Source organism: Afipia sp. GW821-FHT14H12 (assembly GCF_058803465.1).
Window position 1 is genome coordinate 618,194 of sequence record NZ_JBXAOZ010000001.1, and the last position, 26,713, is coordinate 644,906.

Annotated in this window: 23 protein-coding genes and 1 pseudogene; 8 read left to right on the forward strand and 16 right to left on the reverse strand. The window is 60.0% G+C overall.

Annotation, left to right across the window (positions count from 1 at the left end; translation table 11 throughout):
- The first annotated feature begins 25 nt into the window (after positions 1-25).
- Both recF and gyrB read left to right on the forward strand, forming a co-directional pair.
- Complete coding sequence (recF, locus tag AC1RNA_RS03085) at positions 26-1,165, forward strand: DNA replication/repair protein RecF (protein WP_492950202.1); 1,140 nt, start codon at positions 26-28, stop codon at positions 1,163-1,165.
- A 237-nt stretch (positions 1,166-1,402) separates the two neighbouring features.
- A complete protein-coding gene (gene gyrB, locus AC1RNA_RS03090; RefSeq protein WP_009338827.1) occupies positions 1,403-3,832 on the forward strand; it encodes a DNA topoisomerase (ATP-hydrolyzing) subunit B in 2,430 nt (809 codons plus the stop codon).
- Positions 3,833-4,098: 266 nt separating this feature from the next.
- On the opposite strand, the gene AC1RNA_RS03095 is transcribed toward gyrB, so the two are convergent.
- The 8 genes from AC1RNA_RS03095 to AC1RNA_RS03130 form a co-directional block, all read right to left on the reverse strand.
- Positions 4,099-5,469, reverse strand: coding sequence for a hypothetical protein (locus tag AC1RNA_RS03095; protein ID WP_492950203.1), 1,371 nt, complete (start codon positions 5,467-5,469; stop codon positions 4,099-4,101).
- A 2-nt stretch (positions 5,470-5,471) separates the two neighbouring features.
- A complete protein-coding gene (locus AC1RNA_RS03100) occupies positions 5,472-5,903 on the reverse strand; it encodes a hypothetical protein (RefSeq protein ID WP_492950204.1) in 432 nt (143 codons plus the stop codon).
- Between the two features lie 34 nt (positions 5,904-5,937).
- Entirely contained in the window at positions 5,938-6,435 is a 498-nt protein-coding gene (locus tag AC1RNA_RS03105; protein WP_492950205.1) for a DUF7665 family protein, read from the reverse strand.
- Positions 6,428-6,940 (reverse strand): hypothetical protein, encoded by a 513-nt coding sequence (locus tag AC1RNA_RS03110; protein ID WP_492950206.1) that lies wholly within the window; start codon positions 6,938-6,940, stop codon positions 6,428-6,430. Before AC1RNA_RS03110 ends, AC1RNA_RS03105 begins: the two co-directional genes overlap by 8 nt.
- A 93-nt stretch (positions 6,941-7,033) precedes the next feature.
- Entirely contained in the window at positions 7,034-10,450 is a 3,417-nt protein-coding gene (locus AC1RNA_RS03115; protein WP_492950207.1) for a UvrD-helicase domain-containing protein, read from the reverse strand.
- 1 nt (position 10,451) lies between these two features.
- Positions 10,452-11,015, reverse strand: a complete 564-nt coding sequence (locus AC1RNA_RS03120; RefSeq protein WP_492950208.1) for a hypothetical protein — start codon at positions 11,013-11,015, stop codon at positions 10,452-10,454.
- Complete coding sequence (locus tag AC1RNA_RS03125) at positions 11,005-11,832, reverse strand: RNA polymerase sigma factor (RefSeq protein WP_492950209.1); 828 nt, start codon at positions 11,830-11,832, stop codon at positions 11,005-11,007. Before AC1RNA_RS03125 ends, AC1RNA_RS03120 begins: the two co-directional genes overlap by 11 nt.
- A gap of 107 nt (positions 11,833-11,939) precedes the next feature.
- The gene (locus AC1RNA_RS03130; RefSeq protein WP_492950210.1) at positions 11,940-12,983 is read right to left on the reverse strand and encodes a GSU2403 family nucleotidyltransferase fold protein; all 1,044 of its coding nucleotides are present in this window, start codon (positions 12,981-12,983) and stop codon (positions 11,940-11,942) included.
- A 257-nt stretch (positions 12,984-13,240) separates the two neighbouring features.
- On the opposite strand from AC1RNA_RS03130, the gene AC1RNA_RS03135 reads away from it, so the two are divergent.
- From AC1RNA_RS03135 to AC1RNA_RS03160, 6 genes are all read left to right on the forward strand, one after another.
- On the forward strand, positions 13,241-13,387 hold the full coding sequence (locus AC1RNA_RS03135; RefSeq protein WP_492950211.1) for a hypothetical protein: 147 nt from the start codon (positions 13,241-13,243) through the stop codon (positions 13,385-13,387).
- A 150-nt stretch (positions 13,388-13,537) separates the two neighbouring features.
- Complete coding sequence (locus AC1RNA_RS03140) at positions 13,538-13,735, forward strand: hypothetical protein (RefSeq protein ID WP_492950212.1); 198 nt, start codon at positions 13,538-13,540, stop codon at positions 13,733-13,735.
- Positions 13,728-14,528 carry a hypothetical protein gene (locus AC1RNA_RS03145; RefSeq protein ID WP_492950213.1) on the forward strand — a complete coding sequence of 267 codons (801 nt, stop codon included), beginning with the start codon at positions 13,728-13,730 and terminating at the stop codon, positions 14,526-14,528. The genes AC1RNA_RS03140 and AC1RNA_RS03145 overlap by 8 nt, the downstream gene beginning before the upstream one ends.
- A 90-nt stretch (positions 14,529-14,618) precedes the next feature.
- Positions 14,619-15,125, forward strand: coding sequence for a hypothetical protein (locus AC1RNA_RS03150; protein ID WP_492950214.1), 507 nt, complete (start codon positions 14,619-14,621; stop codon positions 15,123-15,125).
- A 575-nt stretch (positions 15,126-15,700) separates the two neighbouring features.
- Positions 15,701-16,081 (forward strand): hypothetical protein, encoded by a 381-nt coding sequence (locus AC1RNA_RS03155; RefSeq protein WP_492950215.1) that lies wholly within the window; start codon positions 15,701-15,703, stop codon positions 16,079-16,081.
- A 93-nt stretch (positions 16,082-16,174) separates the two neighbouring features.
- Positions 16,175-16,873, forward strand: a complete 699-nt coding sequence (locus AC1RNA_RS03160) for a hypothetical protein (RefSeq protein WP_492950216.1) — start codon at positions 16,175-16,177, stop codon at positions 16,871-16,873.
- A gap of 200 nt (positions 16,874-17,073) precedes the next feature.
- On the opposite strand, the gene AC1RNA_RS03165 is transcribed toward AC1RNA_RS03160, so the two are convergent.
- The 8 genes and pseudogenes from AC1RNA_RS03165 to ihpA all read right to left on the reverse strand — a co-directional run bounded on the left by AC1RNA_RS03165 (position 17,074) and on the right by ihpA (position 26,153).
- Entirely contained in the window at positions 17,074-17,559 is a 486-nt protein-coding gene (locus AC1RNA_RS03165) for a hypothetical protein (RefSeq protein WP_492950217.1), read from the reverse strand.
- On the reverse strand, positions 17,547-17,840 hold the full coding sequence (locus tag AC1RNA_RS03170) for a PilZ domain-containing protein (RefSeq protein WP_492950218.1): 294 nt from the start codon (positions 17,838-17,840) through the stop codon (positions 17,547-17,549). The genes AC1RNA_RS03165 and AC1RNA_RS03170 overlap by 13 nt, the downstream gene beginning before the upstream one ends.
- A gap of 12 nt (positions 17,841-17,852) precedes the next feature.
- Positions 17,853-18,081: pseudogene (locus AC1RNA_RS03175) on the reverse strand (ferritin family protein).
- Positions 18,082-18,111: 30 nt separating this feature from the next.
- Positions 18,112-20,286, reverse strand: coding sequence for a heavy metal translocating P-type ATPase (locus tag AC1RNA_RS03180; RefSeq protein ID WP_492950219.1), 2,175 nt, complete (start codon positions 20,284-20,286; stop codon positions 18,112-18,114).
- Positions 20,287-20,380: 94 nt separating this feature from the next.
- A complete protein-coding gene (locus AC1RNA_RS03185; protein WP_492950220.1) occupies positions 20,381-23,593 on the reverse strand; it encodes an efflux RND transporter permease subunit in 3,213 nt (1,070 codons plus the stop codon).
- Entirely contained in the window at positions 23,586-23,948 is a 363-nt protein-coding gene (locus AC1RNA_RS03190; RefSeq protein WP_492950221.1) for a P-II family nitrogen regulator, read from the reverse strand. The genes AC1RNA_RS03185 and AC1RNA_RS03190 overlap by 8 nt, the downstream gene beginning before the upstream one ends.
- On the reverse strand, positions 23,938-24,885 hold the full coding sequence (ihpB, locus tag AC1RNA_RS03195) for a divalent metal ion exporter adaptor subunit IhpB (RefSeq protein WP_492950222.1): 948 nt from the start codon (positions 24,883-24,885) through the stop codon (positions 23,938-23,940). Before ihpB ends, AC1RNA_RS03190 begins: the two co-directional genes overlap by 11 nt.
- Entirely contained in the window at positions 24,882-26,153 is a 1,272-nt protein-coding gene (ihpA, locus tag AC1RNA_RS03200) for a divalent metal ion exporter subunit IhpA (RefSeq protein WP_492950223.1), read from the reverse strand. Before ihpA ends, ihpB begins: the two co-directional genes overlap by 4 nt.
- Between the last annotated feature and the right edge of the window lie 560 nt (positions 26,154-26,713).

Below are 26,713 nucleotides of genomic sequence, written 5' to 3' on the forward strand. Positions count from 1 at the left end.
GCCAAGCCCGCGTATGACATTCCTCATGACCTCCTCCCGCATCCTGCGCCTCAGCCTCACGCAATTCCGCAGCTATCGCGCGGCAAGCGTGACAACGCGTGGCGATCTCGTGGTGCTGGTGGGGCCGAACGGCGCGGGCAAAACCAATTGCCTCGAGGCGATCTCGCTGCTGGCGCCAGGACGCGGCCTGCGCCGCGCCCGCTTCGAGGACATCGCCAACCGCGCGGGCGACGGCTCATGGGCCGTGTCGGCGGAAGTCGAAGGCGCGGGCGGCCTTGCGACACTCGGCACCGGGATCGACGCGCCCACGGGCGAAGACGGGAGCGCCAAACGCCGCATCCGCATCGACCGCGAGGCGGTTTCTTCCGCCAGCGCCTTCGGCGAGCATCTGCGCATGGTGTGGCTGACGCCCTCAATGGACGGGCTGTTCACCGGCCCCGCCTCGGAACGGAGGCGCTTCTTCGACCGCCTCGTGCTCGCGATCGACAAGGATCATTCCAGCCGCGTTTCCGCGCTGGAGCGCTCGTTGCGCTCGCGCAATCGCCTTTTGGAGGACCGCAATTTCGATGCGCACTGGTGCGAGGCGATCGAGCGCGAAACCGCCGAGCTTGCCGTCGCCGTCGCCGCCCAGCGCGGCCACACATTGCAACGACTCTCCGCGATGCTCGCCGCGCGCGGCGCGACCTCGGCGTTTCCTTCTGCACGCATTACACTCGATGGCTGGATGGAAAACGCGCTGATGAGCGAACCGGCGACAGCGGTGGAGGACCATTACCGCGATATCCTACGCAAGAGCCGCTTGCTCGATGCCGCCGCCGGACGCACGCTGAACGGACCACACCTCACCGACCTGCATGTGATCTACGCGCCGAAAGAGATGCCCGCGAAGGAGGCCTCCACCGGCGAACAGAAGGCGCTGCTGATCGGCCTGATCCTCGCGCACGCCAGCCTCGTCGCCGAGATGACCGGCATCGTGCCGCTGCTTCTCCTCGACGAAGTTGTGGCGCATCTCGACCCGCGCCGCCGCGCCGCTCTGTTCGACGAACTCGCAACGCTCGGCGCGCAGGTCTGGATGACCGGCGCGGACCCTGCCGCATTCACGGAAGCAGGCACACGCGCAGACCGATTCGAAGTCGAGGACGGCGCGATCAAGCCAGCCCGGTAGATCTGTTTTCGGTCTCTCTGCGCCTCCGAAACAGCCTCTCAAAGGGGCGCGAATCAGGCTTTTTGCGAGCCCTCGAAAAGCCCGCCGGCGGCCTTGAAAAACAGTCAAAAAACATTATTTTTTCAATAGCTTGGTTACACCTACTTTGTCCTAGGCGCAGACCCGGTTTCGTGCCACAAATCAACAGCTCGCAGCCTCAGTTTTCAGGCGCGCATCCTTATCCCGCAAAGGCTTCTCATGAGCGAACCTGCCCGCAAGTCGACCTCCGAACCGGCTGCCGAATACGGCGCCGAATCGATCCGGGTCCTGAAGGGTCTCGACGCGGTCCGCAAACGCCCCGGCATGTATATCGGCGACACCGATGACGGCTCCGGCCTGCATCACATGGTCTACGAAGTCGTCGACAACGGCATCGACGAAGTGCTCGCCGGTCACGCTACGCGCGTCGAAGTCACTTTGAACCCCGACAATTCGGTGACCGTGTACGATGACGGCCGCGGCATCCCAACCGACATCCACAAGGGCGAAGGCATCTCGGCAGCCGAGGTCATCATGACCCAGCTACATGCAGGCGGAAAATTCGACCAGAACTCCTACAAGGTGTCCGGCGGCTTGCACGGCGTCGGCGTCTCGGTTGTCAACGCGCTGTCAAGCAAGCTCGCTTTGCGCATCTGGCGCAACGACAAGGAACACTACATCGAGTTCAAGCACGGCGATGCGGTGGCGCCGCTCGTGGTGGTCGGCGATGCCAATGGCAAGCGCGGCACGGAAGTCACGTTCCTTGCATCGACCGAGACGTTCACCCACACCGATTACGATTTCGACACCCTGGAGCATCGCCTGCGCGAGCTCGCCTTCCTCAATTCCGGTGTCCACATCCTGCTGTCGGACAAACGTCACGCCGTCGAGCGGCGCGAGGAGTTGCATTACGAGGGCGGCGTCGAAGCCTTCGTGAAATTCCTCGACCGCAACAAGAAGGCCGTGGTCGACACCCCGATCGTGATGCGCGCCGAACAGAACGGCATCAGCGTCGAAGTCGCGATGTGGTGGAACGACAGCTACCACGAGAACGTGCTCTGCTTCACCAACAACATCCCCCAGCGCGACGGCGGTACGCATCTCGCCGGTTTCCGCGGCGCGCTGACGCGCCAGATCACCGGCTACGCCGAGGGCATGGCGAAGAAGGAAAAAATCTCGCTCACCGGCGACGATTGCCGCGAGGGCCTGACCGCCGTGCTGTCGGTGAAAGTGCCGGACCCGAAGTTCTCCTCGCAGACCAAGGACAAGCTCGTCTCCTCCGAAGTTCGCCCGGTGGTCGAGAACGTGCTCAACGCCTCGCTCTCCGCCTGGCTCGAGGAACATCCCACCGAGGCCAAGACCATCGTCGGCAAGGTGATCGAAGCCGCCGCCGCGCGCGAAGCTGCGCGCAAGGCGCGCGATCTCACCCGCCGCAAGGGCGCGCTCGACATCGCCTCGCTGCCCGGCAAGCTTGCCGACTGCCAGGAGCGCGATCCGGCGAAGTCCGAACTGTTCATCGTCGAGGGCGATTCCGCCGGCGGCTCCGCCAAGCAGGGCCGCAACCGCGAATTCCAGGCTGTTCTTCCCTTGCGCGGCAAGATCCTCAACGTCGAGCGCGCGCGCTTCGACAAGATGCTCTCCTCCGAGCAGATCGGCACGCTGATCACCGCGCTCGGCACCGGCATCGGCCGCGACGATTTCGACCTTTCGAAGCTGCGCTATCACAAGATCATCGTGATGACGGACGCCGACGTCGACGGCGCCCATATCCGCACGTTGCTCTTGACGTTCTTTTTCCGCCAGATGCCGTCGCTGATCGAGGGCGGGCATCTCTACATCGCCCAGCCACCGCTCTACAAAGTGACGCGCGGCAAATCCGAGCAGTATCTCAAGGACGAGCGCGCGCTCGAGGATTATCTGATCGAGACGGGCCTTGACGATTGCATCCTCAAGCTCGCCACAGGCGAGGAGCGCAAGGGCCGCGACCTGCAAACGCTGGTGGAGGATGCCCGCACCATCCGCGGGCTGCTCGCCAACATCCACTCGCGCTACAATCGCGCCGTCGTCGAACAGGCCGCGATCGCGGGCGTACTGAACCCGCGCGTCACCGCCGACCCGCAGACCGCCAACGCCGCCGCTGACTACATCGCCAAGCGCCTCGATGCGCTGGCGGACGAAGTCGAGCGTGGCTGGAGCGGCACCTTCACCGAGGGCCAAGGTTTCACATTCGAGCGTATGGTGCGCGGCGTCAAGGAAGTTGCCGTGCTCGACGACGCGCTTCTGTCCTCCGCCGAAGCCCGCAGGATCGACGATCTGGCGGCTTCGCTGCAGGAAGCCTATCCGCGCAGCGCCATGCTTCGCCGCAAGGATTCCGAAACGGCGATCCACGGCCCGGTCAGCCTGTTCGAGGCCGTCACCGACGCAGGGCGCAAGGGCGTCACTTACCAGCGCTATAAAGGCCTCGGCGAGATGAATCCCAACCAGTTATGGGAAACCACGCTCGATACCAACGCGCGTTCGCTGCTGCAGGTGAAAATCCGCGAGGTGGATGCCGCCGACGACATCTTCACCAAGCTGATGGGCGATATCGTCGAGCCGCGCCGCGAGTTCATTCAGGACAACTCGCTCGACGCCAACGTGGACGTTTAATTCGCCACTGGGATGTCGGGTAACACATAACCCTGACTCTGGGGCCCATAACCCTGACTCAAATAACGCATAACCCTGACTCAAATTTTCGCAACTCGTGGTTGAGTTGTTGTGAAATAGCCGCCTTTTGGCTCGTCAGCAGATCATTGTTAATTGGGTTCCTAAAGTCTTAGCGTCTTGATTAGCCGTATTCTGCGGTAGATGTGCACGCGATACGAGCGGCCCTCTACGGCTCTCGATATCCGGTGAGGGCTCCACAAGTATGCTCAAAGGAAAGCTGGAGGCGTCCGGTCCTCCAATTGCATAGAGAAGCTGCCGAGATTTATCTCGGGCTGCGCAATTAGCCCGCTAAGAGTTGCCATTTCCGGAGCACCCAGTTCCATCTGAACAAACACCGGCGCCGGCTCTAAAGATGCGAGCCGGATGACCTGAGCTATGACCAGTGCACCCGTTGCGGCTCCCACGAAGGGGACTGCCACGCTGGCCTCGGCAAACTCAACCGTCCCGCACTGACCTACATGCCGCTCCAGTTCGACATAGGCCTGACGGCCCAGGAGGCCCTTGCGCGTGCTTTCATCGGCCGTCTTCGGCTTGTCCCACAAACCATCGATCGATTGGCCCTTGGCAATAGTCCTGATCTGAATTCCTTCGAAGTCACCGGGGCCGTGGCCGATGCCGGCGTCGAGCATGTACGGGAAACCATGCCTCGCCAGAGTAAGACGAGGCTCCAACCGATCCAATCCCGACAGAAGATATGGCGGATCCTCATCTGTGATAGCCACGTCGCCAAGATGCCGCCGCTCAACCAGCTGCGTCTGCCAGCCACTTACCTCCAGCCATGCATCAGCAACCTTAGTTTTCTTTTTCCCGATCTGATGGCCGTTCGGCAGCACGAGCAGGCTGGTCGCCTCGTTTTCGACGCCGATTTTCTGATCGTCCTGCAGGACCGCAAGCCGGTCGCCGCTTCCACCGAGAAGGCAAAGGTTCCAGACGAATGCCTGTCCGAGATGACCGAGCCCGAGCAGCCAGAGCTTATCCGGTACATCGAAGCGCTCCGGCCCGTTCACGTTGCGGTCGACACGTTCCCACGGCGTCCAAAGCGATACCGTCGTATCGCGCGGTGGCACGTTTCGGTTAGCCACCACGCACGCGAATACCTGCCTCACCGCAAGCGCTCCGGCAAATACACCTGCGAGTGCAAGACGAGAATCTCCAGGCCCGTCATCGAAAGCTCGCGTCCCCGCGAGCCACCGATCCCACCAGCAAAACAGATTCCAGCCCGCCGGTGTTGGTGTGCTGCCGATCCGGATAGTGTGCGTCGCCCCCGTCTGCGGCTTTGTGGCCACGCGGGCTCCGAGGCGCCGCGCCGCCTTCAACAACGTCTTGCCGAGCGGCAGCGTTGCGATCAGCGGAGCATCCCTCTCGGCGACAATCGTCACGCGGCCGAAGCATTTTCTGGCGGTCGCGACAGCGGTCAACGCCGCAGCCTGTCCTGCCGGCGTCCCGAGTTGGTCGTCGCCGACGACGACATCAAGCTGAATCGAGTCGAGGCGCGCCTCCGCTTCTGAAAAAGAACCGACCCGTGCCGCGTCTGCCAGCACCTTGGTGATGCGGGAACGCTTCCAATAGACCGACATTGCTAGACCTCCAACCGAAAGAACCGCTCGCCTTTGCTGCTGTGCGTGACCCAGGCATCGCCACCGAGAAATTCATAGATGCCAATCATGCCGGGCCGTGGCCGTTCACGCGCGAAGTTGGGCAGAATCAGAGCGAGATGACCGGCTCGGGGTATTACTGGATTGGCACGGTCCGATTCGCTCTGGCCGTAGCCGCCGGGGTGAACGTGCACGTCAGCGACGACGCCGAAGCCCCGTGCTCGACAGATTTCCCAAAGACACGGCAGCGCCGTCTGGCGGATGGTAACGATGCCGGTGTCCAGCGCTTTCGGATCGACATCGTCGTAGAACACGAATTCCAGTATCTGCCTTCCCCCATCCGCGTGATGCCTACCCAGCAGATAGGCGCCGCTCTCGCGGCGGCCTCCCAGCGTTCGCCGCGCAAGTTCGGACACGCCGGCCTCCCAGACGTCACGTCGACATCTCAGCCTAGGCGGTGCAAGACCGAGCCAGCCAAGCAGCGTGTTCAGCAACGAGTGCATATAGGTGCTCCATGATGAATGTGATGTGCCGGTCGCGCCGCCACGCTTCGTCGGGACGTTTGACGGCCCAGTTGTTGTGCTGGGCAGCGTCACGTTGCCAAGCCCGGTAGATGCCCCCGTATTCGTTGGGACGATTGCCCCAGGTCTTCAGCGCATCCACCACGCCCGGCGAGCTGTTGGTCAACGGTGCCGGACGCTGTTGGGCCGCGTGATCCCAGTGCTGGACGAACGGGCCCAGCGCCGGAAAATTGTCGCAGCGCAGTTGAAACTGGAGACTCGCCGTCCCCCCGCTGTACGGATCGCGCGCCGTCACCTCGACTTCGACGTTTGGAAAGTCATAGTGGAGGACCTTCCAGCGCCCTTCCTCGACGCCGGCCTGGAAGCGCACGGAATTGGTTTGCGCTTCCAGTGACCGCTGTGAGGCTGAGACCTCTTCCTCAGCCATTGGTGAAGTCCCGCAACGTGAGGTCGACCACCAGCGTGCAGTGACCGGGCTTCACGTGCTTGCCAAGCACGTCGTCGCGCGCAAGCGGCATATCAGAACCCGGCAGGATCAGGTTCCCCTTGGCCGCCTTCATCGGGTCGAGGTCGTAAGCGTGCTTGCTCACTGCCCACTGCAACGCCGTAAACACAGTCGTCGACGGCTTGAAGTGATGCTGCTTAGTATGGTGTTCGAAGCGCACGTCCAGCGTGACCTGATGGCACCGATGGCCGACCAGCCGCACATGCTTACGGCCGGGGGCGGGATGGCTGAACAGCTCATCACGGTCACGCTCGAAGAAGTGAAACTCCTCGCTGATTTCGAGTTTTTCCCGGATGACCTCGACGAGCATTACCCCGCTGGTCAGCGGCAAGGTCAAGAGTTCGACCCGGTCTTCGATCTCGATTTCGACGTGGACCGCCTCTTCGATGAGGTCCCCCTCCGTCGGCTGGTGGTCGTGAGAATTCATAGAGAGCTCCGATTTCCGTTGTTAGCGACCCCTCATGGGCTGCCTTCAAAGGATCAATCGGAACGAAAAGGCCCGACCGGTAACGGCGGTCGGCTAATTTGCGAAGTTTTTTTCGATGGCGCCGCTCGGAACAGGGCCGCAAATGAAGAAAGCCGGGCACCGCGGACAGGTCCGCGGCGATTCATCCCGGGGGAACTGGCCTGCTCGGATGTCGGCGAGTGCTTCCTCGGCCGTTGCCTGCCGATTGACAAGGGTTTTCGGCTTCATGGAAGCCGCCCTAACGGTGGCGTCGCTCAGGTGGACGAATTCCACGGTGCACCCGGGAAGGGCCCCGTGCGCCGCCAGCGTAAACACGGCCGTTGCGACAGTTTCCAGCTCCTTGGACGTGGCATGCCCGGTACGTATTGATCGGACGTGGGTTTGGCCGTCTTTCCCGATCAGCACTTCGTCCGGCCGGACTACAATCTCGCCGCCGGATACCGCGAGGCGCATCTCGGAGAGCAATGATTTTGTGAACCCATTCCGAGACCCGACGAAAAAGCTGACGAGTTGTTTCGCAATGACCTTGAAGTCTTCGGAATAGCCCTGATCCCCGAGCCTCTGCTGGTCCCAAGCCTCTGCAAGATGGACATCTACTTCCGCCACCGACGGCGTTGCCGACGGATCGCGGGTCAACCAGTCGATGACGGTTCGCACGGCCCCATGCATCTGCATAAACGGTGTTTCGGTCCGTCGCCCGCCGACTTCGAGAATGTGGGTGTAGAAGAATCGGCGCGGACACCGCTCGAAAAGCCCGAGTTTATGATCGGTCAGCAGGATTCCGCTTGGAAACCGCACGGAAATGGGCGCGTAATCCGCGGCTGGCGGCAATGCGAGCGTTGGCCTCACCGATCTGCTGTCGATCCTGCCGCCGAGCCTGTCGATGAATGGCGAACGTCCCCGTGATCTACGGTTCGATGTCATCGTAGGGGAGTACAGGATCAGGCGATCTCGTGCGCGAGACAGCGCCACGAAGAACAGGCATTCCTGCTCTTCGACGTGTCCGGCCTTGAGGACTTCGATACCCGTGCCAGGCACGCCCTCTACCATCTTGTCCGGTGGCGCGCATCCTCGCACGTGGTTCGGCGATCGGGGGAGTGTGTCAGCGTTCATGCCCGGGATATGGACCACAGGGAATTCGAGACCCTTGCTGCCATGGATAGTCATGAGCCTCACGGCATCGATGCTCTGCGCGGCGGCCGGCAATTCGCGGAGATCCCTTTCGTCGGCCAGCAGCACCAGACGACGGATGCGGTCGAGCAGCCGCAAGATCGCTAGACCTGGGCCTGCAGGTTGCGCTCGCACGAAATTCATGAATTGCCAGATCGCGACACCACGTGCCCGGACGGCGACTTCGGCAGATCCCGCAATCTCCGCGCCGATCCTGGTCCGATCGAGCAGGAACTTCGCAACGACTGTCCAGGGTTTTGAGGTCGCATCGAAACCCTCGAGGGCCTGATGCAGCTTGCCGAGCACCGGGGCGGCAGCGGCCGACAGACCCGCGATGCCGTCGATCGCACCGAGCCATTGCAGTGGCTTCTCGTCACTCTCCTTGAGATGCGAAATGATGGCTGCGACGTCGGAGAGCCGGAGATGGAATTCCGGCATGGTGGCGACGCGGACGAGCCCCATTGCTCGGCGGTCGGTGAGCATCGACAGAAGCGAAAGGAGCTCCTGGATTTCGTCTCGTTCGAAGAGGCTCCCCAAATAGAGGATCGGAATGCCCAAGCTTTCCAGCCCAGCGGCCATCCTTCCTAGCCGCTCATTCCCGGTGCAGAGCAGAGCTTGATCGCGATACGACATTCCGGCGGCGCGGTTCTCCTGGATCGCTTCGGCGATCGCCGCGATTTCATCGGGTGCCATCTCGACGGCACGGTACTGCGGTTTGACGCCGCAGGCCCCTCGTTCGGCCTTAAGCCTGACGTCGTCGCCCGCAGCGGCCTTCATGTCGCGGCCGGCGAATTCGACGAATGTATCCACGATCTCCTCTGTGGAGCGGTAGTTGACCTTCAATCGGCCGCGCTTTCCACCCGGAAAGTCTTCCTTTCCGAACCGCGCCACGTTGACCGACGAAGCCCCCCGAAACCGGTAGATGGACTGCTTCGCGTCGCCGACGGCCCACAGATTTTCGCCGGCACCCGCGAGGGCCTTGAGCAGGCGCACACTCGCCCGGTTCACATCCTGGAACTCATCGACGAGGACGTGTCCGTGACGGTCACGCAGGTGTTGCAGGACTTCCTCATCACACTCGACTAGCCGGACGGGCATCGATACCAAGTCGCCGAAATCCAAGCATTTTCGTTCCTCCTTCAGCGCTTCATAGAAGGCGTAGACTTTTGCAACCTCTTGGCACTTTTCAGCCGCTTCCTGCTGCTCCGGCGTATTGGCCGCTGCCCGCATGTCGTCGGCAAGCACGGCGTAGCGCTTGGCGCCAACCACCTCGTCCTTGGCGCGCGAGATCGCGGCAAGGATATCGCTGATCTCGAAGGAAGGATCCCACAGGTTCTGGTAGTGGGTCAGCCCAAGCCGCGGAAAGCCGTCGGCGAGCAGGTCGATCGCCTCGGTGCGGTCCATCATCCGCGGATTTGGCGGAAGCTTCAGACGCTCGTGGAAACGTCGGATGATGTCGAGCCCGAACGAATGGAACGTACCGATCCACATCGCCGCAGCCGCGTGTGGGTGCTTGGCCGCGATCCGGTCGACAAGCTCGCCGGCCGCCTTGTTCGAAAACGTGAGCACAAGGATCTTGTCCGCCGGCACTTTCCTGACTTCGAGAAGCCATTCCACCCTGGCGACGAGTGTCTGCGTTTTGCCGGTGCCCGGCCCCGCCTCCAGAAGATGCGGTGAGCCCCAATGCTCGGCTGCGAGCTTCTGCTCCTTGTTGAGTGGTTTCTCTTCTCGGGTGCGACTATCGGGCGTTACCGGGGGCAACAGGAGCGCGTCCAAAAGTTGCTGCGCGACCACTTCGAACTGCGCGCCAAGACGCTCCACGATGGCCGAAGCCGTCATCCCATCGCCGAGGTGCAGTCGTCGCACGACGGACCGCGGCAGGAGAAATTCGCGGCCGAACAGGTCCATCTGGACCTCGCGTCGCTCGCGGCGCCCGTAGTCGACGACACGGTCGATACCAATGGGCGCCGTTTCCGCCGGCCGCAAAGGGTCGGGCTCCAACGAGGCGTTCGCTTCGCCCGCCCCGCCGAACTCAACGTGTCCGATTTCGTGCGTCACAAGAAACGCATTCATGAAATCGTCGCCGGAATCTTCGTGTAGGATCGTCAAGGCGTCGGGATCGTATGACGCGCGGGCGCCACGCAGGCGCACGTCACCCTTCGGCAGCTTTTCGACGGCTATGCCTCGCCGGCGCGCCTCGGCCAACGAAAATTCATAGGGCTGCCAGGGATCTTTGCCGCGGGCCACCGCTTCCTTGTGCAGTCGTTCGGCCGCCTGACGTGTGACCTCGACGGTGTCCATTTCATTCAACCGCCGTGTAGATGTCGGCCCTCTCCTCGGGTGTCACACCAGACGCGTCCAACAGAGCGTCTAACGTCACTTTCCCGGAAGCGGATGGTCTTTGATCGGCCTTGTAGTTCGCAGATGCAGTCAGGACGGGCGGCTGCTGCAAGTGCGCCATCAGGCCATCGACGCTCGTCCGAGCCGAGCGCGCTATCCGGGCGGCGAACGCCGCCGGTACCGACGATTCGACGACAAGGCGATCCCTTAAAGCGATCAAAATCGACCTGGGCACCCGTAAGGTATCGGCGAGTTGTGCGAAAGCCGGACCGCGGAAGGCATCGAATGGATTTGCTGCCGTGCCCGCGCTGGGTCCGGCGGGGCTGACGAACTGCTGCAGCGCGCGCTGGAACGTCGTTTCGTCCTCCACGGCCTCGGAAATGTCGCGTCCTCCGAGGCGGAGCTCGTGCGACATGTCGACGATATCCTCGGCGAAGTGGGGATAAAGCGCCAGATAACGTTCGAGCGTCGCCCGGTCATGGACGGGCTCGACCGAGAACGCGAGCAGCACCTCCTCAATAGGCATTTCGGATCTCGTGGGACTCATGATCTTCCTCTTCGAGCGCCTTCCGGATTGATTCGTAGGCCTTGTCTCGGCGATTGCGAACCGTCTTCTCGGCGCAGCCGAGCGTCCCGACGATTGTCTGGACTCCCGCCTCCTGCGAATCGATCGTAAAGCCCTGCCTCAGCAACTCGACAACCCGACGCTGATGTTCTGGTAAGGCATCAATCGCCGCATCGAGCCGCAACCGGTAACTCCGATCGTCAAGTTTTGATTCCGAAAGGGGATTTTGAGCAGCCGCAGCTTCCTCTATCTCAACGTTGAGCTCGCTGGTCTCGTCGTCATAAGTCATTGGCACGGATCGATTTTCTTCCTTCCAAGCCTTTTTCCGTGCGGTTAGCCTCAACGCAGCAATCGCGCCGTCGAAATTTATCTCAAAGTAATCCAGGCGATCTTCGTACGCGGTGCGATCCAGCATTAGCAGTTCCTGAAACCTATCCATTACCGCCTCGGCAGTGTTCATTCGTGCCTGCGAGACCAAGACTTCGCCGTCGGGGCCGCGCCCGACCGCCGCAATGGGCGTTCGCGCCAGCACCCGCTGCCTCAACGTCCGGTAAAGCGCTTCAAAATGGCCATCCGAATTGTCGGACCGGCAGCTCCTGACCAAATGCAGCAAGCATTCTGAAGGGAGGTAAGCAGGATCGGTGGGGTCGAGGGCCTTGCATCGTTCGGCAAGCTCGGACCTCGGCAGAGAAATGAGGCCGTCCAGGACGGCTTCGACGTCGGCCCGTCGCCGATAAAGGGCGCCGTCGTGTGCTTTCTTTCGGAGAGGTGATGGCATTGCCCGCCGGCTCTTGATTCGATCATTGATTGTATTTTGAATCAATCACTCGCGTATAGGTATTGGCGCAGGCCATGCAGTTTTGGGGCGGGCTCGCCCAGGGTTTGCTAAGGCGTTAGAACTGCCGATTGGGAAACGAATAGTGGCGCAGCCTCTTCAAACAGCTTCTTCGGCAGCATCCGTAACTGGTCCTGCTCGAACGGAAGATTCGGCAGAAACTCCGACACGAGGGTTCCGACCGCGCGGGCCTGTGCTTCGTCGCGGCGGCGCTTAATCGGCTCGCGGTCGTCACGTTTAGAGAGCCAAAGCTTGTGGGCCGCCCAGACACGGGGATCCGGCGCCACAATCCGAAGAGGCTCTCCTCTTTCGTCAGTAGCGATGGCTTCGAATTGTGGGGCGCTCTCAAGCCAAGCCAGCCCTTCAATCTGGATCGCTGTGAGGTCGTCCGGATCCGATCCAACCATTTCCGGCTCGTCCTTCCAGGGAGGATTCCGCATCGGTTTAATGAGGTCGACCAGATAGCCATCACGGTTGACGGCCCTGAATGTCTGGGTCGATCGCTGAAAACTGTGATCAACCTTTTTAATGATCTGCAGCAGCGACGAGTCGGAGACATCGTCGTTCGCCACGAAAGTCAGCCCGCCCCTGGAATCAAACAGGAGATCAATGTCCTCGGTCGTTGCCAAGCCAGGATCGATATGGACGCCGGCTGCAGCCTCGTAGGCGTACAGGGCGTTCGTTCCGAGGACCCGGATGCCTGCACCGAGCATTCCGGACGCATCGATCGCCCTGATAATCCTCGCGCCAATGAGGGGTACGCGAGCCAACCCAATGGCCCGATTTATCGCGGCCTGCCTCGTCAATACGTCTCGGATTTCCTTCAGGCGGGCGTCAGCATCCGTCCGTCGACGCTCATAATCCGACTTGAGCTTCTCGGTTTCGGGCGACCGCGCTCCCAAGGACATCTGCTTACGTAACCCAGCTTTGTCGTAATAGCTGCGCACAAGGTATTCATGCCCCTTTGTCTCCGCCCAAACGAGCGAACCGCGGTTGGCGTCCGCCTGCTCACGCGCCTCTCGGAACGCCGTGTACCGCTGGCGCGTATTCACGGTTTCCCGGCGCTGATCGTTATTAAGCTCTTGAAATACCATGGTTTCAACAATCTTGGTTCGTTTTAGACGGAACTGTTGGAACCTCATTTAGTAGATAGATTGGCTAGTTTCAACAGTTTCATCAGCTTTAACACCGAAGTGTTGAAACATCCGCCAGCCTATTCCGTGCGAGTTCCATAGGAATTGCACATTCCGGATAGCCCGATGGTCCAAGAACATTATTTTTCGCGTGTTAGGCACGACATTTTCCAGCCATTCACGGGGCCACCATCGCGGCATCGCGGGGGCGGCATTTCATGGTGGTCAAGAAAGAGCTTCAGGACGCCGGCGTGAAGCCGGCGCTGAATCCCAGGAAAATCGGGGCAACGTTCTATCGAAGGGCGCAGGTTAGCGGAACCAAATTTGGCAGCAAGCTGTTGCCAAATTTGAATTCATTGCCATAAGCCATTGTAAGTCTTAAGATAACAAGTTTATTCCAATATCTTGAATGACTATTTTAGTTTGCCAATCGGGCAGCTAAATTCGAACCGACACGTTAACTTGACATTGAAAGGATGCGGGCGACATTACAGTCGTCAGGAAAGGTCGATCCAATGGGTATCGAAGCTGGCTTCCATTACGAAGATCGCCGTCAGGAGAAAGAACTCTCCCGCCGGAACGATGAAGCGCGCCTTGCGCGCGGAGAAATCAAAGCCTCCGATCTTCGTGACGCCAACGGCTTCTTTTCCGTCCTGGATCGGTCCAAGGCGCGCCTCATCGTTCGCCGCGCCCGCATAAGGATCGATGACTGACGAAGATGATCAACCTCGCTTCGGCGCATCCGAAGTCATCCAGATAGCCTCCAAGCTCACTGTCGACGATTCAACCTTCCTCATCGGCGGACAAGCGACCAATCTATGGGCATGGTATTATCGGGATCGTGATCCAGCCCTCCAACTTGATCAACCGCTCACGAGTCGCGATATCGACTACTTTGGTTCGGCAAAAGCAGCGGAAAGCCTAGCGGCTGCCATCGGCGGCAAAGTCATCAGAGCCGCTACCTTCGACGACATGAATACTCCTAGTTCTGCCATCGTAAGGGCGACCATTAACGGCAAGCCGGTGCAGATCGATTTCCTCAACGGTGTACTTGGGGTCACTCGTCGCGAGCTTAAAAACGGTGTCGCCGTCATCGAAGCTGTTGCGGAGGTCGATGGAAAAGAGTGCCGTGCGCAAATCCCGGTGCTTCATCCCGTTCTCTGCCTGAAAAGCCGGATCGCCAACATGATGCATCCGATGCTTCATCGTCGGGATGCTTTCACCTGGGCGCAGTTGCATGCCGCGATGGCGATCGTTCATGTCTATATCGCAGACGCGCTCGATGACGGCGATTGGAAAGAAGCCAAAAGCTGTCTCTCCGAAGTGTTTGGCTATATCCGTTCGGACAATTTTGGCAAAGTCGCCAAGCAGGAGCTCGGTGTTGATCTCGTCGACATCCTACGTCGTTTCCAGGATGACGAGCGTATCGACGAGCGTTATCGCAAGCACAGTCTATCGAATATGATCGTTCAAATCGAAGAATGGCAAAAGAAGCACGGGCTCTAGTTATACGGTGGGTTTAGCACTCCGCATCGTTTGTGGGGATAGATGACAAGGAACGTGTGGTCCGCTGTCGAAGCTTTACAAGGATCAATTATGCAGACATTGCCAGAAACAGCAAACCATCCTGAAGTGCTGGAATTCTTGCGCCTTTGGAAACTTAGCAATCCTATCTATCTTAACTATCAAGAACTCGACGACGGCTATGCTGCCGACTTCTGCCACGTCTCTGCCAAACACATCGTGCTCCATCGCGGAGGTCGACGTGTTCACGGATGGGCGCTCTGGAATTTCCATGAAAATGATGTCGATGTCATCGTCGCGGACTTCCACAGCGTCTGGGAAACCCTCGAAGGCAAGCTGATCGACGTCACGCCGCCGAAGGTCGGCACCCGGATCCTTTTCGTGCCAGATCCAGCACTGAAAATCTCCAGAAGTGGCAATCTGCAGCAACTCTACAATAACCGCACCAGCGTCGCCGCGGCACCTCGACTGTGGAATGGAAGTCCCACCGACCAGGAGTTCTTCGGAATTCCAGACGATCAACCCAGTCTTGTCGCATATTGTGCCCGATTGGGCCTTCCAGATACGTCGATGGCGTAATACGCGGGAAAGTTTCCCGACGAGGAGCCATTCGTCGTGCATTTTGAGCGCAACGGTCAGAAATACTTTTTCAAAGTGCAAGTACCTCATTCGATCCCGCGTAGAGATGGGCGTTTTGACGCCGGCCTCAAGAAATCGATGGCTTAGGATTGTCACGCGTAGAGGACGTTATTTGAACTGGGCAGCGATGTTTGTGCGCCAGACTTCTAACTTAGCGGTCGCCATTTCAGCGAGTTAGCGCAGCTATAGGGGGCGTCTTATGCCCGTCGCCGCATGCGGCGGACAAAGTTGGTCCACTACAAGTTCGTCCGCTAATGGGTGGCAAAGCAGGTCCTCCAGACTGAACCATAAAAGCCCCGCCAGCGACGGTTGGGCTTTTCATTTCGGATCCGGTTGGAGCGGCTGGTGAGGGCGGCAGCCGATCTCCTGGCTGGCGAATTAACCAATCAGGTGGCGTTGGCTGCAAAAAGCCCCCCCGCATTTGTGGTATCGTGGATCTTGCGGGATCCCCGCCTCAGTGGTCTGGAGGCGCGACGAGACGATATCCGTCCGGAGCGCCGAGAATGGTAGGCGAAATGAGTGATGGATTGAACGAGGGAGTGGTTGGCGACACCGCGAAGCTGATGATGCATCGGCTGATCGTGCGGAGGCTCCGTCACGACCCATCCATCATAGACAAGGCTAAAGTTGCTCATGCCCGCCAAGCGGCTCAGTTCGCCGATTGGCGGTTTGTGCGCGAATGGCAGGATCTACTTGCGCTACCCGCCGAGGAGCTTGCCTCTAAGCTGATCAGCCGCGATCGGGAGATAGTCAGGCTACGCAACTCCTCGCCGTTCTACCTCGCCGAAGGGGTTCATTTCGCTGACTATGACATGAGGGTTCGTTTGCGAAGGGCAGCGAGAAGGGTAGTCAAGCGCAGCTTGAGCGCGCAGACCTTTTCCGTTATGGCACCTTAATGTCCCAGGGTAGCCTCCACACGGAGGATTCCCAACATCGTATGCTGTCGATCCCATGCCAAGACCGGCGAGCGACGCGCGCTGAGACCCGATATGGAAATCAACCTGCCAGACGATCAACGAACTGCCATCGCCGCCATCGATACTCGCAAGCTGGACGAATTACTCGACCAGGCAATTCAGGAAGAGCGGTCTGGGAATCTGCACTCTCTGCATCTCACAGGTTGCGGTACCTATATCGCTACGCGATTTCATAGCTTCCAGCAGGCGTTGTTGAAGCATCGCGAAGCCAGATCGCCCCGGAAGCGGACTGAAACCGACAATTATCTGGAGAGCGTAAGGCGAGATCTAGTCTTCGCTGTCCAATCTATGCAGCGTCGAGTTGAAGAGGAAAAGAAAGACGAACAATACTTCCATGTCCGAGGTGAGTTCGCCCCGCCTTATAGCTTCGGCAAACGGTTAAGTGCCAGGGTGAGCTACCGGTGGCGCAAGACCGTCGATGACGAATGGACCCACGGCAGCATTACGTTCATTCACGACGTGGACCTAACCCCGGATTACAGCCAGCCGCGTCCGAAACGAAAGCCGAACGCCGCCAAACAACAGCAGGAAGTGCAAAAGCGACTGTCCGATACGTGGGAGCGTCTTATGCAAGGCGCGCTCTATTCCGTCAGGGACTATTTCAGGCAGGGCGGCGAAACCGGCAATATCCCTGAGACCTTCCAGGCGAAGGTCGGAAGCTCCGGTTTCTTGGACAACTACAGCACGGTTTTTTGGCGCAAGAAGGATTGAACCAGGCGGCGCCGGCCTGCTCGAACACGGACCTTCGATCCCAACTGACAAGTCGAACGCTGGGGCATCATCAGCGATTTTGCAGGTGCTGGGCTTCAGATACCAGAGGACGTACTTTGCACGGCATCCGACAGATAACATCTCAGAACGCGGAATCTTGAACCGAAGGTGTTTTTATGATCGATGGCACCATCCGTCTGTCATTCTTCCCTTGTTGACACCTTTGCGAAACGTCCGCCGCTCCATTGGTATCGACCGCGTGCCGATCCCCCGGTGACTTCCAGGCCGATGGCACCATCAACCTTGACCATCTTCAGATCGCGCGCATGGACGCTGAAGACGAGCCGGTGCTTTCCTCTTGACCTGAGGTATACCTCGTGAAGGCACAAATCACCTTGGCAGAGCGTTGTTCGCATGCGGCAGGAAAACTCCTCAAAATGAAGCGAGAGGAATTGCTCCCCGTTCGCTCCGATGGTGACCGAGAAGTAGTGTGCCGCCGCCGCTTTGTTTCCGCATTCCCTCGCGCGCGCCGACAATTTGCGTTGGATCTCCGGAGGCAGGGCTTCAATGTGCTCGGCCGCAAGCAGATTTTCAGATGCAAAACCGCCTCCCGCATAAACCGTCGAGGTCGCGGATAATGACCCAGCAAGCAGCAGCGCGCTTATCGTCGGCATCAATCCTCGCATCGCAGCACCTTGCCTGATAGGGCTTCACCTGCATCGCGCGGACATTCGAACCTTACGCCGAGGCGGCGTTCGGACTTCCAGATAGTACGGCACGGCCGGGAAATTTGGTCCATTGGCACCACAAGAATAAATCGTTCCGGAATTCCGAGCGGACTTTCAACTTCCAACAGGGCGCCGGTCGCATTGATGTTGCGAACCATGCAGGAGATCGCGGCGCCTCCGAAGGAAATGCTGCCGTTCTTCAGAACCCGCGTGCGTAGCGTTTCCCTTTTTTTCTCCACGTTGCGCCTCCGTCAGTCGGCTTTTTTCTCTGCTTGCTCATCATGCTCAACAATGTCGCCCTCCTTAAAGAGGATGCTTTGGAGGGTTACTCGCCATTCGGCCTTGCAGCGGAGCAAGAATTCGAGATTCATACCGAAGTGCTTAAACCGCCTCTTCGATGAGCGAGGCAATCCTACGAGCGAATGTTCGTATCTCTTGCGACAGCTCTTCTGCTGGTTCGTGATACTGATCGGTTCCCATTTCGGCCTCCTCCGTCGTGCAGTTTTTTCGTCAGGTCTTTCCCTGCTTGAGCAGGCGAAGTGCGTTCATGGTAACGAGGACGGTCGCTCCGGTATCGGCTAGAATGGCAGGCCATAATCCGGTCAGACCGATAATTGTGGTGACGAGGAAAACGGCCTTTAGACCGAGCGCTATGGCAACGTTCTGCCGGATGTTGACCATGGTCCGCTTCGACAGGTCGACCATGGCGGCCACATCGGCAACGCGAGCGTGCAGCACGGCGGCATCCGCAGTTTCCAATGCCACGTCGGTACCGCCGCCCATCGCAATGCCGACGTCGGCCGCCGCCAGCGCCGGCGCGTCGTTGATGCCGTCGCCAATCTTGGCGACCGACCAACCGACCTTTTGAAACTGGCCGACGATCCGTTGCTTATCCTCGGGTAGAAGCTCCGCTTCTACGTCGATTCCCAACTGTTTGCCGATCGCGTTCGCGGTTCGCCGATTGTCACCGGTCAGCATCAGCGTGCGGATTCCCGCATCCGTCAGAAGCTTGAGCCCGACCTTTGCATCCGGACGAGGCTCGTCGCGCATCGCTATCGCACCAGCAATCTTCCCGTCCACGGCGACAAGCGAAACTGTTTTTCCCTCGTCGTTCAGGGCCGCGATAGCTGCGTCCTGGTCGGACGTAAGGGGCGAGAGTTCCGCGACGGCCTTGGGTGACCCAAGAAATACCAGCCGCCTCTCGACCGTCGCCAGAATGCCTTTCCCGCCGATCGCTTTCGAGTCGGAGGTCGGTGGCAGCGAAATATGCTGTTCTGCTGCCTTCGCCAAAATCGCCGTAGCCAGCGGGTGGCTTGATCCGGACTCCAGCGCGGCCGCTAAGCGGATCACGTCAGCTTCGTTGCGGGCAAAACCGATCACGTCGGTGACCTGAGGTTTCCCCACCGTCAATGTTCCGGTCTTGTCGAAACATGCCACCGTGATCTTGCCGACCTGCTCCAGAACCGCGCCACCCTTCATAAGGAGGCCGCGGCGCGCTCCGGCGGCGAGGCTTGCAGCGATCGCAGCTGGCGTCGAGATGACAAGCGCGCAAGGACAGCCAATCAACAAGATAGCCAGGCCCTTGTATATCCAACCGCTCCAATCCCCGCTGATCAACAAAGGAGGGCCGATGGCAACCAACCCAGCAACCGCCACCACGCCTGGCGTATAGAAGCGTGAGAACCGGTCGATGAAGCGTTCCGTGGGCGCTTTCGATTCCTGCGCCTCCTCAACGAGGCGAATGACCCGCGCAATCGTGTTGTCTGCTGCGGCGGCGGTTACCCGCACCCGCAGCAGGCTATCGCCGTTCACGGTTCCGGCAAAGACGAGTGCGTCCGGCCCCTTCCGCACCGGCGTGCTTTCGCCCGTCACCGGGGCTTCGTCGATCGCGCTGTGTCCGGACAGGATGACACCATCCGCCGGAATGCGGTCGCCGGGCCTGATCTGGATTGTCGCTCCGACCGCGAGATTGTCGGCCTGCACCTCCCGGACATGACCCTCTTGTTCGAGGCGCGCCGTCTTCGGAACGAGTTTTGTGAGATCTCGGATGCTGGCGCGAGCGCTGTTGGCCGCGACGCCTTCCAGAAGTTCACCAATCAGGAACAGGAATACGACGGTCGCCGCCTCTTCTGTCGCCCCGATGATGACGGCACCTACTGCGGCGATCGACATCAACATCTCGATCGAAAAAGGCGTTCCGGAACGCGCCGCAGAGAGCGCTCGGCGCGCAATAGGTACGAGACCCACCAGCATCGCCAGCAGGAACGCCCAACGCTCGGTATCAGGGGCAATTTTGCCGAACCCAAATGCGACGGCCAGTGCGACACCGGACACTAAGGTGAGTAAACCTTTTCGGGTGCGCCACCAGGTGCCATCGACCGAAGCGTGGCTGTGAGCGTGCGGATTTTCTTGCCGCGGAGAAATGCCCTGATCGTCGTGACGGAGACCACCACTGTCGACGAGTTCCACGCGATAGCCGAGATCCGAAATGCGAGCACTGAGCTTGTCGTCGTCTACGCGATCGTCGTCGCGACTAACGGTCACGGTGCCGCCAGTCACGGAGATGGCAACATCGGTGACGCCAGGTACCCGCCGCAGCGCGGTTTCGATCTTTGTGGCGCAGGAGGCGCAGTCCATTCCCTCTACGCGGAAGCGGACTTTCTCAGCACCTGTGGCGATATTCATGTCATGTCCTTTCGGATCGATTGATGTCGTCGTTCAATGGCGGGAAACGTCGACGCCAAGAGCGACGAACCCCAACAACCACTCGCAATGCGCCTCATGCCATTTCTCCATTCGCGGCGTGCGGTTGCACCATCGTTCCGTCCTCAAGATCCTCGCGTCGGAACAGGATGTAGAGCGCTGGGAGCACCAGTAGGGTCAGGATGGTGGACGAGATGATGCCACCGATGACCACCGTCGCCAGCGGCCGCTGAACTTCCGCGCCAGCTCCGGTCGCGATTGCCATTGGGACAAAGCCAAGCGACGCAACGAGCGCAGTCATCAGCACCGGACGCAACCGGGTGAGAGCGCCCTCGTGCACAGCCTCAATCAATCGACGACCTTCCTGACGCAACCGCTCAATAAAGGTGACGATCACCAAACCATTGAGCACCGCCACGCCGGACAGTGCGATGAAACCGATCCCAGCGCTGATCGACAGCGGAATGCCGCGCAACAACAACGCGATAATGCCGCCTGTGAGGGCCAGCGGGACCCCACTGAACACAAGCAAGGCATCCGCCATCGAGCCCAGGCTCATGAACAGCAGCAAGAAGATCAGCAAAAGTGCGATCGGAACCACGATGGTCAGCCGTTTTGTCGCCGAGACAAGCTGTTCGAACTGGCCGCCCCATCCGATCCAGTACCCGGCGGGTAGCTTGACCTTGGCCGCTATCTGCTGCTCCGCGTCAGCGACGAAAGAGCCGAGATCGCGCCCACGCACGTTGGTCGTGACGACGATGCGACGCTTCCCCTGTTCGCGGCTGATCTGGTTCGGTCCGGGCGCCACATCGATTTGGGCGAGTTCAGAAAGCGGCACGTAGCGGATCTGGGCGAGCGCAGAGTTGTTCCATACCGCGGGCGTGGCCTTGGTTTGATTGTCGAGCGGTGGCAGGGGCACCGGAAGCGCCTTGATCGCCTCGATGTCCGAGCGCAGATGTTCCGGAAGGCGAACCACAATATCGAACCGGCGGTCGCCCTCGAAGACCTGGCCTGACTTCTTGCCGCCGACCGCAATCTCGACGAGGTTCTGGACGTCACCGACGCTGATGCCGTAACGCGACAAGGCTTGGCGGTTGAGCTTGACGGTCAGCACCGGCAACCCGGACGCCTGTTCGGTTTTGACGTCGGCGGCACCCTGCACGTTCTGCAGCACTGCCTGCACCTTCGCGGCGGATTGGACCAGAACGTCGAGGTCGTCCCCGAAAATCTTGACCCCGACGTCGCTGCGGACGCCGGAAATCAGTTCGTTGAAACGCTGTTCGATTGGTTGCGATATTTCGTAGACGTTGCCGGGGATTTCTTCGGCGGCTTCCTGGATCTCGGAAACGACGGTGGCTTTCGTTTTTTTCGGGTCGGGCCATTCCTTCCGCGGCTTCAGCATGACGTAGGCGTCCGAGGTGGAGGGCGGCATCAGGTCAGTCGCGACTTCCGCCGTTCCGGTTCGCGCAAACATCTCTTTGACCTCGGGGATCTTGAGCAAGCGCTTTTCAAGCATTGCTTCCATTTCGAGCGATTGCGTCAGGCTCGTTCCCGGAATCCGGATAGCTTGCAGCGCGACATCGCCCTCGTCGAGGCTCGGGATGAACTCAAAGCCCATGCGGGTGGCTGCGATACCACAGACCGCAACAAACAGCGCGGCGATTATCGCGACGCTGAACCGGTTGCGGATCGATGCGTTCAGGAGCGGCGTATAAAGGTGGCGCGCGCCGCGCATGAACCAGTTCTCGTGCTCCGACACCTTGCCGGTCACCAACAAAGCCACGGCAGCGGGCACAAACGTCATCGACAGGATGGCGGCGCCGGTCAGTGCCATCAGCACGGTCAGCGCCATCGGCGTAAACATCTTTCCTTCCACCCCGGTGAGGGTCAGGATCGGCAGATAGACCACGGCAATGATCAGCGTTCCGAACAGACTGGGGCCGATGACTTCGCGCGAGCCTGCGAGAATGGTCTCGAACCGCTCTTCGCGATTGAGCAGACGACCCAAGCGGTGTTGCTCCGCTGCGAGCAATCTCAAGCAGTTCTCGACGATGATGACTGCGCCGTCGATGATGATGCCGAAATCGATCGCACCAAGACTCATCAGATTAGCGCTGACCTTGTTCTCCACCATGCCCGTGATGGTGAACAGCATGGCGAGCGGTATGACGCAGGCCGTGGCGATCGCCGCTTTGAAGTTCCCGAGGATCAGGAACAGGATCACGATCACCAGCAAAGCGCCTTCGACGAGGTTCTTTTCGACGGTCGCGACCGTCGCCTCGACGAGGTGCGTACGGTCGTAGACCGTATGAGCGACCACGCCGTCCGGCAATGACTTGCCGATCTCCTTGAGCTTGGCGGCCACGCTTTGCGCCACGGCGCGGCTGTTTTCGCCGATCAATAGCATGGCGGTGCCGAGCACCGTTTCCTTGCCGTTAATGGTTGCCGCGCCCGTGCGCAGATCCTTGCCTTCGGTGACGTCGGCGACGTCGGAGATCCGGATGGGCACACCATTATGCGACCCGATGACGATCTCCTTGATTTCCTCGACGTTGGCCACCTGACCGGGCGTACGGACCAAGTACTGCTCGCCGTTGCGCTCGATGTAGCCGGCGCCGACGTTGGCGTTGTTGGCGGCCAGCGCCGTCATCACATCGCGGAAGTTGAGCTTGTAAGCCATCAACTGCGCCGGGTCCGGCAAGACCTGAAACTGCCGTTCGAAACCGCCGATGGTGTTGACTTCGATGACGCCCGGCACGTTGCGCAATTGCGGCTTGATGATCCAGTCCTGGATGGTCCGCAGGTCACTCGGGGTATACTCCCCGCCTCCGGCCTTTCGCGCGTCCGGCTTCGCCTCCACCGTGAACAGATATATCTCGCCGAGACCGGTCGAGATCGGGCCCATCGCGGTTTCGACCCCTACGGGAAGCTGGTCCTTGGCCTGCTGAATTCGTTCATTGACCAGCTGGCGTGCGAAATAGATATCGGTGCCGTCCTTGAAAATGACGGTCACCTGGCTCAGGCCGTAGCGGGACTGCGAGCGAGCACTCTCGAGATGCGGCAGCCCGCCCATGGCGATCTCGATCGGAAACGTGATCCGCTGTTCGACTTCGAGCGGCGAATAGCCGGGCGCACTGCTGTTGATCTGGACCTGAACGTTGGTGATGTCCGGAACAGCGTCGATCGGGAGCCGGGTGAAATTCCATGCGCCGAACGCAGCCATCAGCACGACGCCGATCATCACCAGCCACCGCTGCCGAATGGAAAATGAAAGGATCGCGTCAATCATGGCGGTGCTCCTTTGCTCCCGCTTCCCTAATCCGGGCGAAGGTGTTGACTGGCACTGTGTAGACGACGCCGTCGCCCTTTCGCCCTGTCCAGGCTGCCGCTTCGATCCGGCGGCAGATCTCGTCGGCCTGATCTGCCGAGCACACCAACCTCAACTCAAGATACTGGTGATAGGTGATATCCTCGTCGCTCACGACGTACGTGCCGCCCTGTCCTCGCCCCCGACCCTGACCGCGAACCTCATCGAAGGTGAAGCCGGGGAATTCCGCCAGATCGTGAAGCGCGCGAACGACGTGGCTTTCCATATACGGCCTGATCAATGCTGTGATCAAAATCATACCGTTGTCAGTGCTCATCGCCGCCCGCTCCCTTGGTCATTTCCGCCTTCACGATGAAGCTGTTCTGCGCCGCGTAGACGTCGCCATCGAAGACACCGGATGTGATCTCGACGAGATGTGGGTCTCGTTGGCCGACTTCGACCTTGCGCGCCTCGAACTTGTCGCCGTTACGCACGAACACCACCGTGCGGTTCTCGACCGTTTGAAGCGCCGACGACTTCACTGCGACGCCGACCTTCTTCGCCGACAGCGTCAGCCGCCCGGTGACGAAAAGACCCGGACGCAATCGCTGTTCGGTGTTCGAGACCACAGCCCGGGCGATGGCGCTCTGCGTATCGCTGCTGCCGACCGGCGACAGATAGGAAACCTTGGCCTCGATCGGCGCTCCGCCATCGGCGGTGTCGATCAGAACTTCGTCGCCGACACTGACCCGGTTCAGGTCCCGCCGATAAACCGAAAAATCGACCCACACCGTCGACAGGTCCGCAACGACGAACGCCGGCTTCTGCTCGGAGGCGTACTCACCCAAGGTGATCTGGCGGTCGATCACGGTCCCTGCGAGCGATGCCTTTAATTCGTAAAGTGTCAGGCTTTGATTGCTCTCGATGACCGCGAGAACGTCGCCCTTCTGGACCTTGTCGCCGATCCGCTTGCGCACATCGCGAACGATTCCCGGAAATCGCGGCGTCACCTGCACCAGCAATTCCTGGTTGGGTTGCACGATGCCATTCAAGAACATGCTGTTGCGCAACACACCGGACGACGCCTTTGCAAGCTCGATCCCCGATGCTTCGACCTTGGCGTCGCTGAGGACGACGCTATCGGAGTGCTCACCTTCACTGGTTTCGGTCGGCGTCGGCTTCGGCGTGGAGGGCTTCAACATCCGGTATCCGCTGTAAATGAGCCCGGCGGCAACCAGAAGAAATACGAAGTAGCGGGCGAATGCCTTGATCATCTTGAACTCTGATGGGTAAGCGAGAACGGGTTGCCGACGAGACCTTCGATGGTCGCAACGGCGATATGGAAGTTTTGCAGCGCTTCCTGCTCGCGCAGCAGCGCTTGAAGGACTGAGCCCTTCACGTCGAGCAGCTCAAGCAGGGTGAAGCGGCCCTGCGCATATCCACTCTGGATGGTTGCCGCAGCACTACGGGCTTTCGGAATGACCGAGGAGCGCAGCAATTTGATTTCCGCCAGCGCCCCGTTGATCGAGTCGTAGGCTCGCCCGGCGATGCTGATGAGAACCAGTTTGTTGATGGAACGCTCGGCTGTCGTCTTGGCGAGGGTTTCCTGGGCCGCGATGATGTTGCCTCTGTTCTGGTCGAAAATGGGCAGAGGAATCGAAACTCCCAGCCGCACGGCGTTGTCATTGGTGTCCTGAAAGTGACGCCATCCTGCGGACAGGCGGACGTCCGGGATCACTTTCAGACGCGCGATCAACAGTTCGGCGTTGCGCTGAGCGGTCACGGCGGTCCAGCGCATCAACTGCGGATTGGCTTCGATGGCTTGGACGACCGACCGAAATGAGGGCGGCTGTCCGATGAGGCCCAGTCGACCGATCGCCTTGCCGAAATGGGGCGTGCTTTCACCCATCAGGATGGAGAGATCGCGCCGGGCCGTCGCCAATTGGGTCTTGGCGCGCTCCCGCTCGACCCGGAACAGATCGGCCGCTACCTGGGCGCGTTCCGTTTCCGCGGGCGACGATGCGCCTTCCTCGACGCGTTTCTGCAGTTGCGGAATCAGCTGATCGAAGCTCGCAATCTGCTCGTCGAAGATTTCGATCCGGCGTTGTGCACTGATGACGGTAATGAAGGCAATCGCGGTCTCGGACAACACCTCCAGCCGTGTCGCCCGCCGCTGCCACACCGCGGAGCCAACGCCAGCCTCGCCCGCGGCAATGCGGGCTTCGCGCTTGCCGCCGAGTTCGACCAACTGACTGAGTTGCAGATTGGTTTCGGCCGAACGCGTTCCCTTGTACGGACCTGAACCGAGTGCATTGTCGAGTTCGAACGAGGCTTCCGGATTAGGCAAGACGCCGGACTGAACCCGCAACCCGCCGGCGATGCCAACGTCCCGCTCGGCAGCGGTGAGGCGCGGATTCGCCGCCAATGCACGTTGCAAGGCTTGCGGCAACGAAATCGGTCGCGACCGCTCCGCCGCCTGCGCTGAAATTGTGAATGCAAGCAATACGCACAACGTGCGCAGTGCCACCCTGAATCGATCCATAAGCTCAACCTGAAACGCGTAAAGACGACGCGCGGAATGCCGCGCGCGATGACGGTCTTCAGGTCAGGGACTTGGGGGGAGGCGTATCGAGCTTGGGAGGACCCTCGAGCAAGCGTCGAGGCGCAACGAAGGCGATCTTGACCGGTTGCTCCATTGGAGAGGCCACGGGCACGGACGTCGGCATCACGACTGGTGTACAAATAGGGCAGTGTTCCGCAAGGACGGGCGCCTTCGTTGAATCACCATTATCCGAGCCGTTGCTGGATACCGCACCTATCTCCGAGGCCACCGTCGCAGCGATTGCTCCCTCGGTGCAATAAGCTACATGGCCCAAGCCGACGAACAGATACGTCAGGGCAAGCAAAAGCAACGTCGCCCTTCGAAGGTAGGGCGCTTTCAGCCTCGACAACCCTTGGTGCGTCCAGCTTTTCACAATTCAGAAATAGCAGATCGAATTTCTGGATACTATCACATTGCGCCGATCGGTGGAAAGCGGATTTGGGAACTGAAGCCAGTCGAGCTACGAAACCGATGGCAATTCTCGCAGGATTCCGGCGGCA

Excerpts from the sequence above, each read along its gene's own strand:
- AC1RNA_RS03160 (WP_492950216.1), top strand. The coding sequence starts at position 16,175 with ATGGAAATCAACCTGCCAGACGATCAACGAACTGCCATCGCCGCCATC.
- AC1RNA_RS03135 (WP_492950211.1), top strand. The coding sequence starts at position 13,241 with ATGGTGGTCAAGAAAGAGCTTCAGGACGCCGGCGTGAAGCCGGCGCTG.
- AC1RNA_RS03145 (WP_492950213.1), top strand. The coding sequence starts at position 13,728 with ATGACTGACGAAGATGATCAACCTCGCTTCGGCGCATCCGAAGTCATC.
- AC1RNA_RS03125 (WP_492950209.1), bottom strand. The coding sequence starts at position 11,832 with ATGCCATCACCTCTCCGAAAGAAAGCACACGACGGCGCCCTTTATCGG.
- ihpB (WP_492950222.1), bottom strand. The coding sequence starts at position 24,885 with ATGATCAAGGCATTCGCCCGCTACTTCGTATTTCTTCTGGTTGCCGCC.
- AC1RNA_RS03115 (WP_492950207.1), bottom strand. The coding sequence starts at position 10,450 with ATGGACACCGTCGAGGTCACACGTCAGGCGGCCGAACGACTGCACAAG.
- ihpA (WP_492950223.1), bottom strand. The coding sequence starts at position 26,153 with ATGGATCGATTCAGGGTGGCACTGCGCACGTTGTGCGTATTGCTTGCA.
- recF (WP_492950202.1), top strand. The coding sequence starts at position 26 with ATGACCTCCTCCCGCATCCTGCGCCTCAGCCTCACGCAATTCCGCAGC.
- AC1RNA_RS03105 (WP_492950205.1), bottom strand. The coding sequence starts at position 6,435 with ATGGCTGAGGAAGAGGTCTCAGCCTCACAGCGGTCACTGGAAGCGCAA.
- AC1RNA_RS03140 (WP_492950212.1), top strand. The coding sequence starts at position 13,538 with ATGGGTATCGAAGCTGGCTTCCATTACGAAGATCGCCGTCAGGAGAAA.
- AC1RNA_RS03185 (WP_492950220.1), bottom strand. The coding sequence starts at position 23,593 with ATGATTGACGCGATCCTTTCATTTTCCATTCGGCAGCGGTGGCTGGTG.
- AC1RNA_RS03150 (WP_492950214.1), top strand. The coding sequence starts at position 14,619 with ATGCAGACATTGCCAGAAACAGCAAACCATCCTGAAGTGCTGGAATTC.
- AC1RNA_RS03120 (WP_492950208.1), bottom strand. The coding sequence starts at position 11,015 with ATGCCTATTGAGGAGGTGCTGCTCGCGTTCTCGGTCGAGCCCGTCCAT.
- AC1RNA_RS03155 (WP_492950215.1), top strand. The coding sequence starts at position 15,701 with ATGAGTGATGGATTGAACGAGGGAGTGGTTGGCGACACCGCGAAGCTG.
- AC1RNA_RS03165 (WP_492950217.1), bottom strand. The coding sequence starts at position 17,559 with ATGCGAGGATTGATGCCGACGATAAGCGCGCTGCTGCTTGCTGGGTCA.
- gyrB (WP_009338827.1), top strand. The coding sequence starts at position 1,403 with ATGAGCGAACCTGCCCGCAAGTCGACCTCCGAACCGGCTGCCGAATAC.
- AC1RNA_RS03180 (WP_492950219.1), bottom strand. The coding sequence starts at position 20,286 with ATGAATATCGCCACAGGTGCTGAGAAAGTCCGCTTCCGCGTAGAGGGA.
- AC1RNA_RS03110 (WP_492950206.1), bottom strand. The coding sequence starts at position 6,940 with ATGAATTCTCACGACCACCAGCCGACGGAGGGGGACCTCATCGAAGAG.
- AC1RNA_RS03190 (WP_492950221.1), bottom strand. The coding sequence starts at position 23,948 with ATGAGCACTGACAACGGTATGATTTTGATCACAGCATTGATCAGGCCG.
- AC1RNA_RS03130 (WP_492950210.1), bottom strand. The coding sequence starts at position 12,983 with ATGGTATTTCAAGAGCTTAATAACGATCAGCGCCGGGAAACCGTGAAT.
- AC1RNA_RS03095 (WP_492950203.1), bottom strand. The coding sequence starts at position 5,469 with ATGTCGGTCTATTGGAAGCGTTCCCGCATCACCAAGGTGCTGGCAGAC.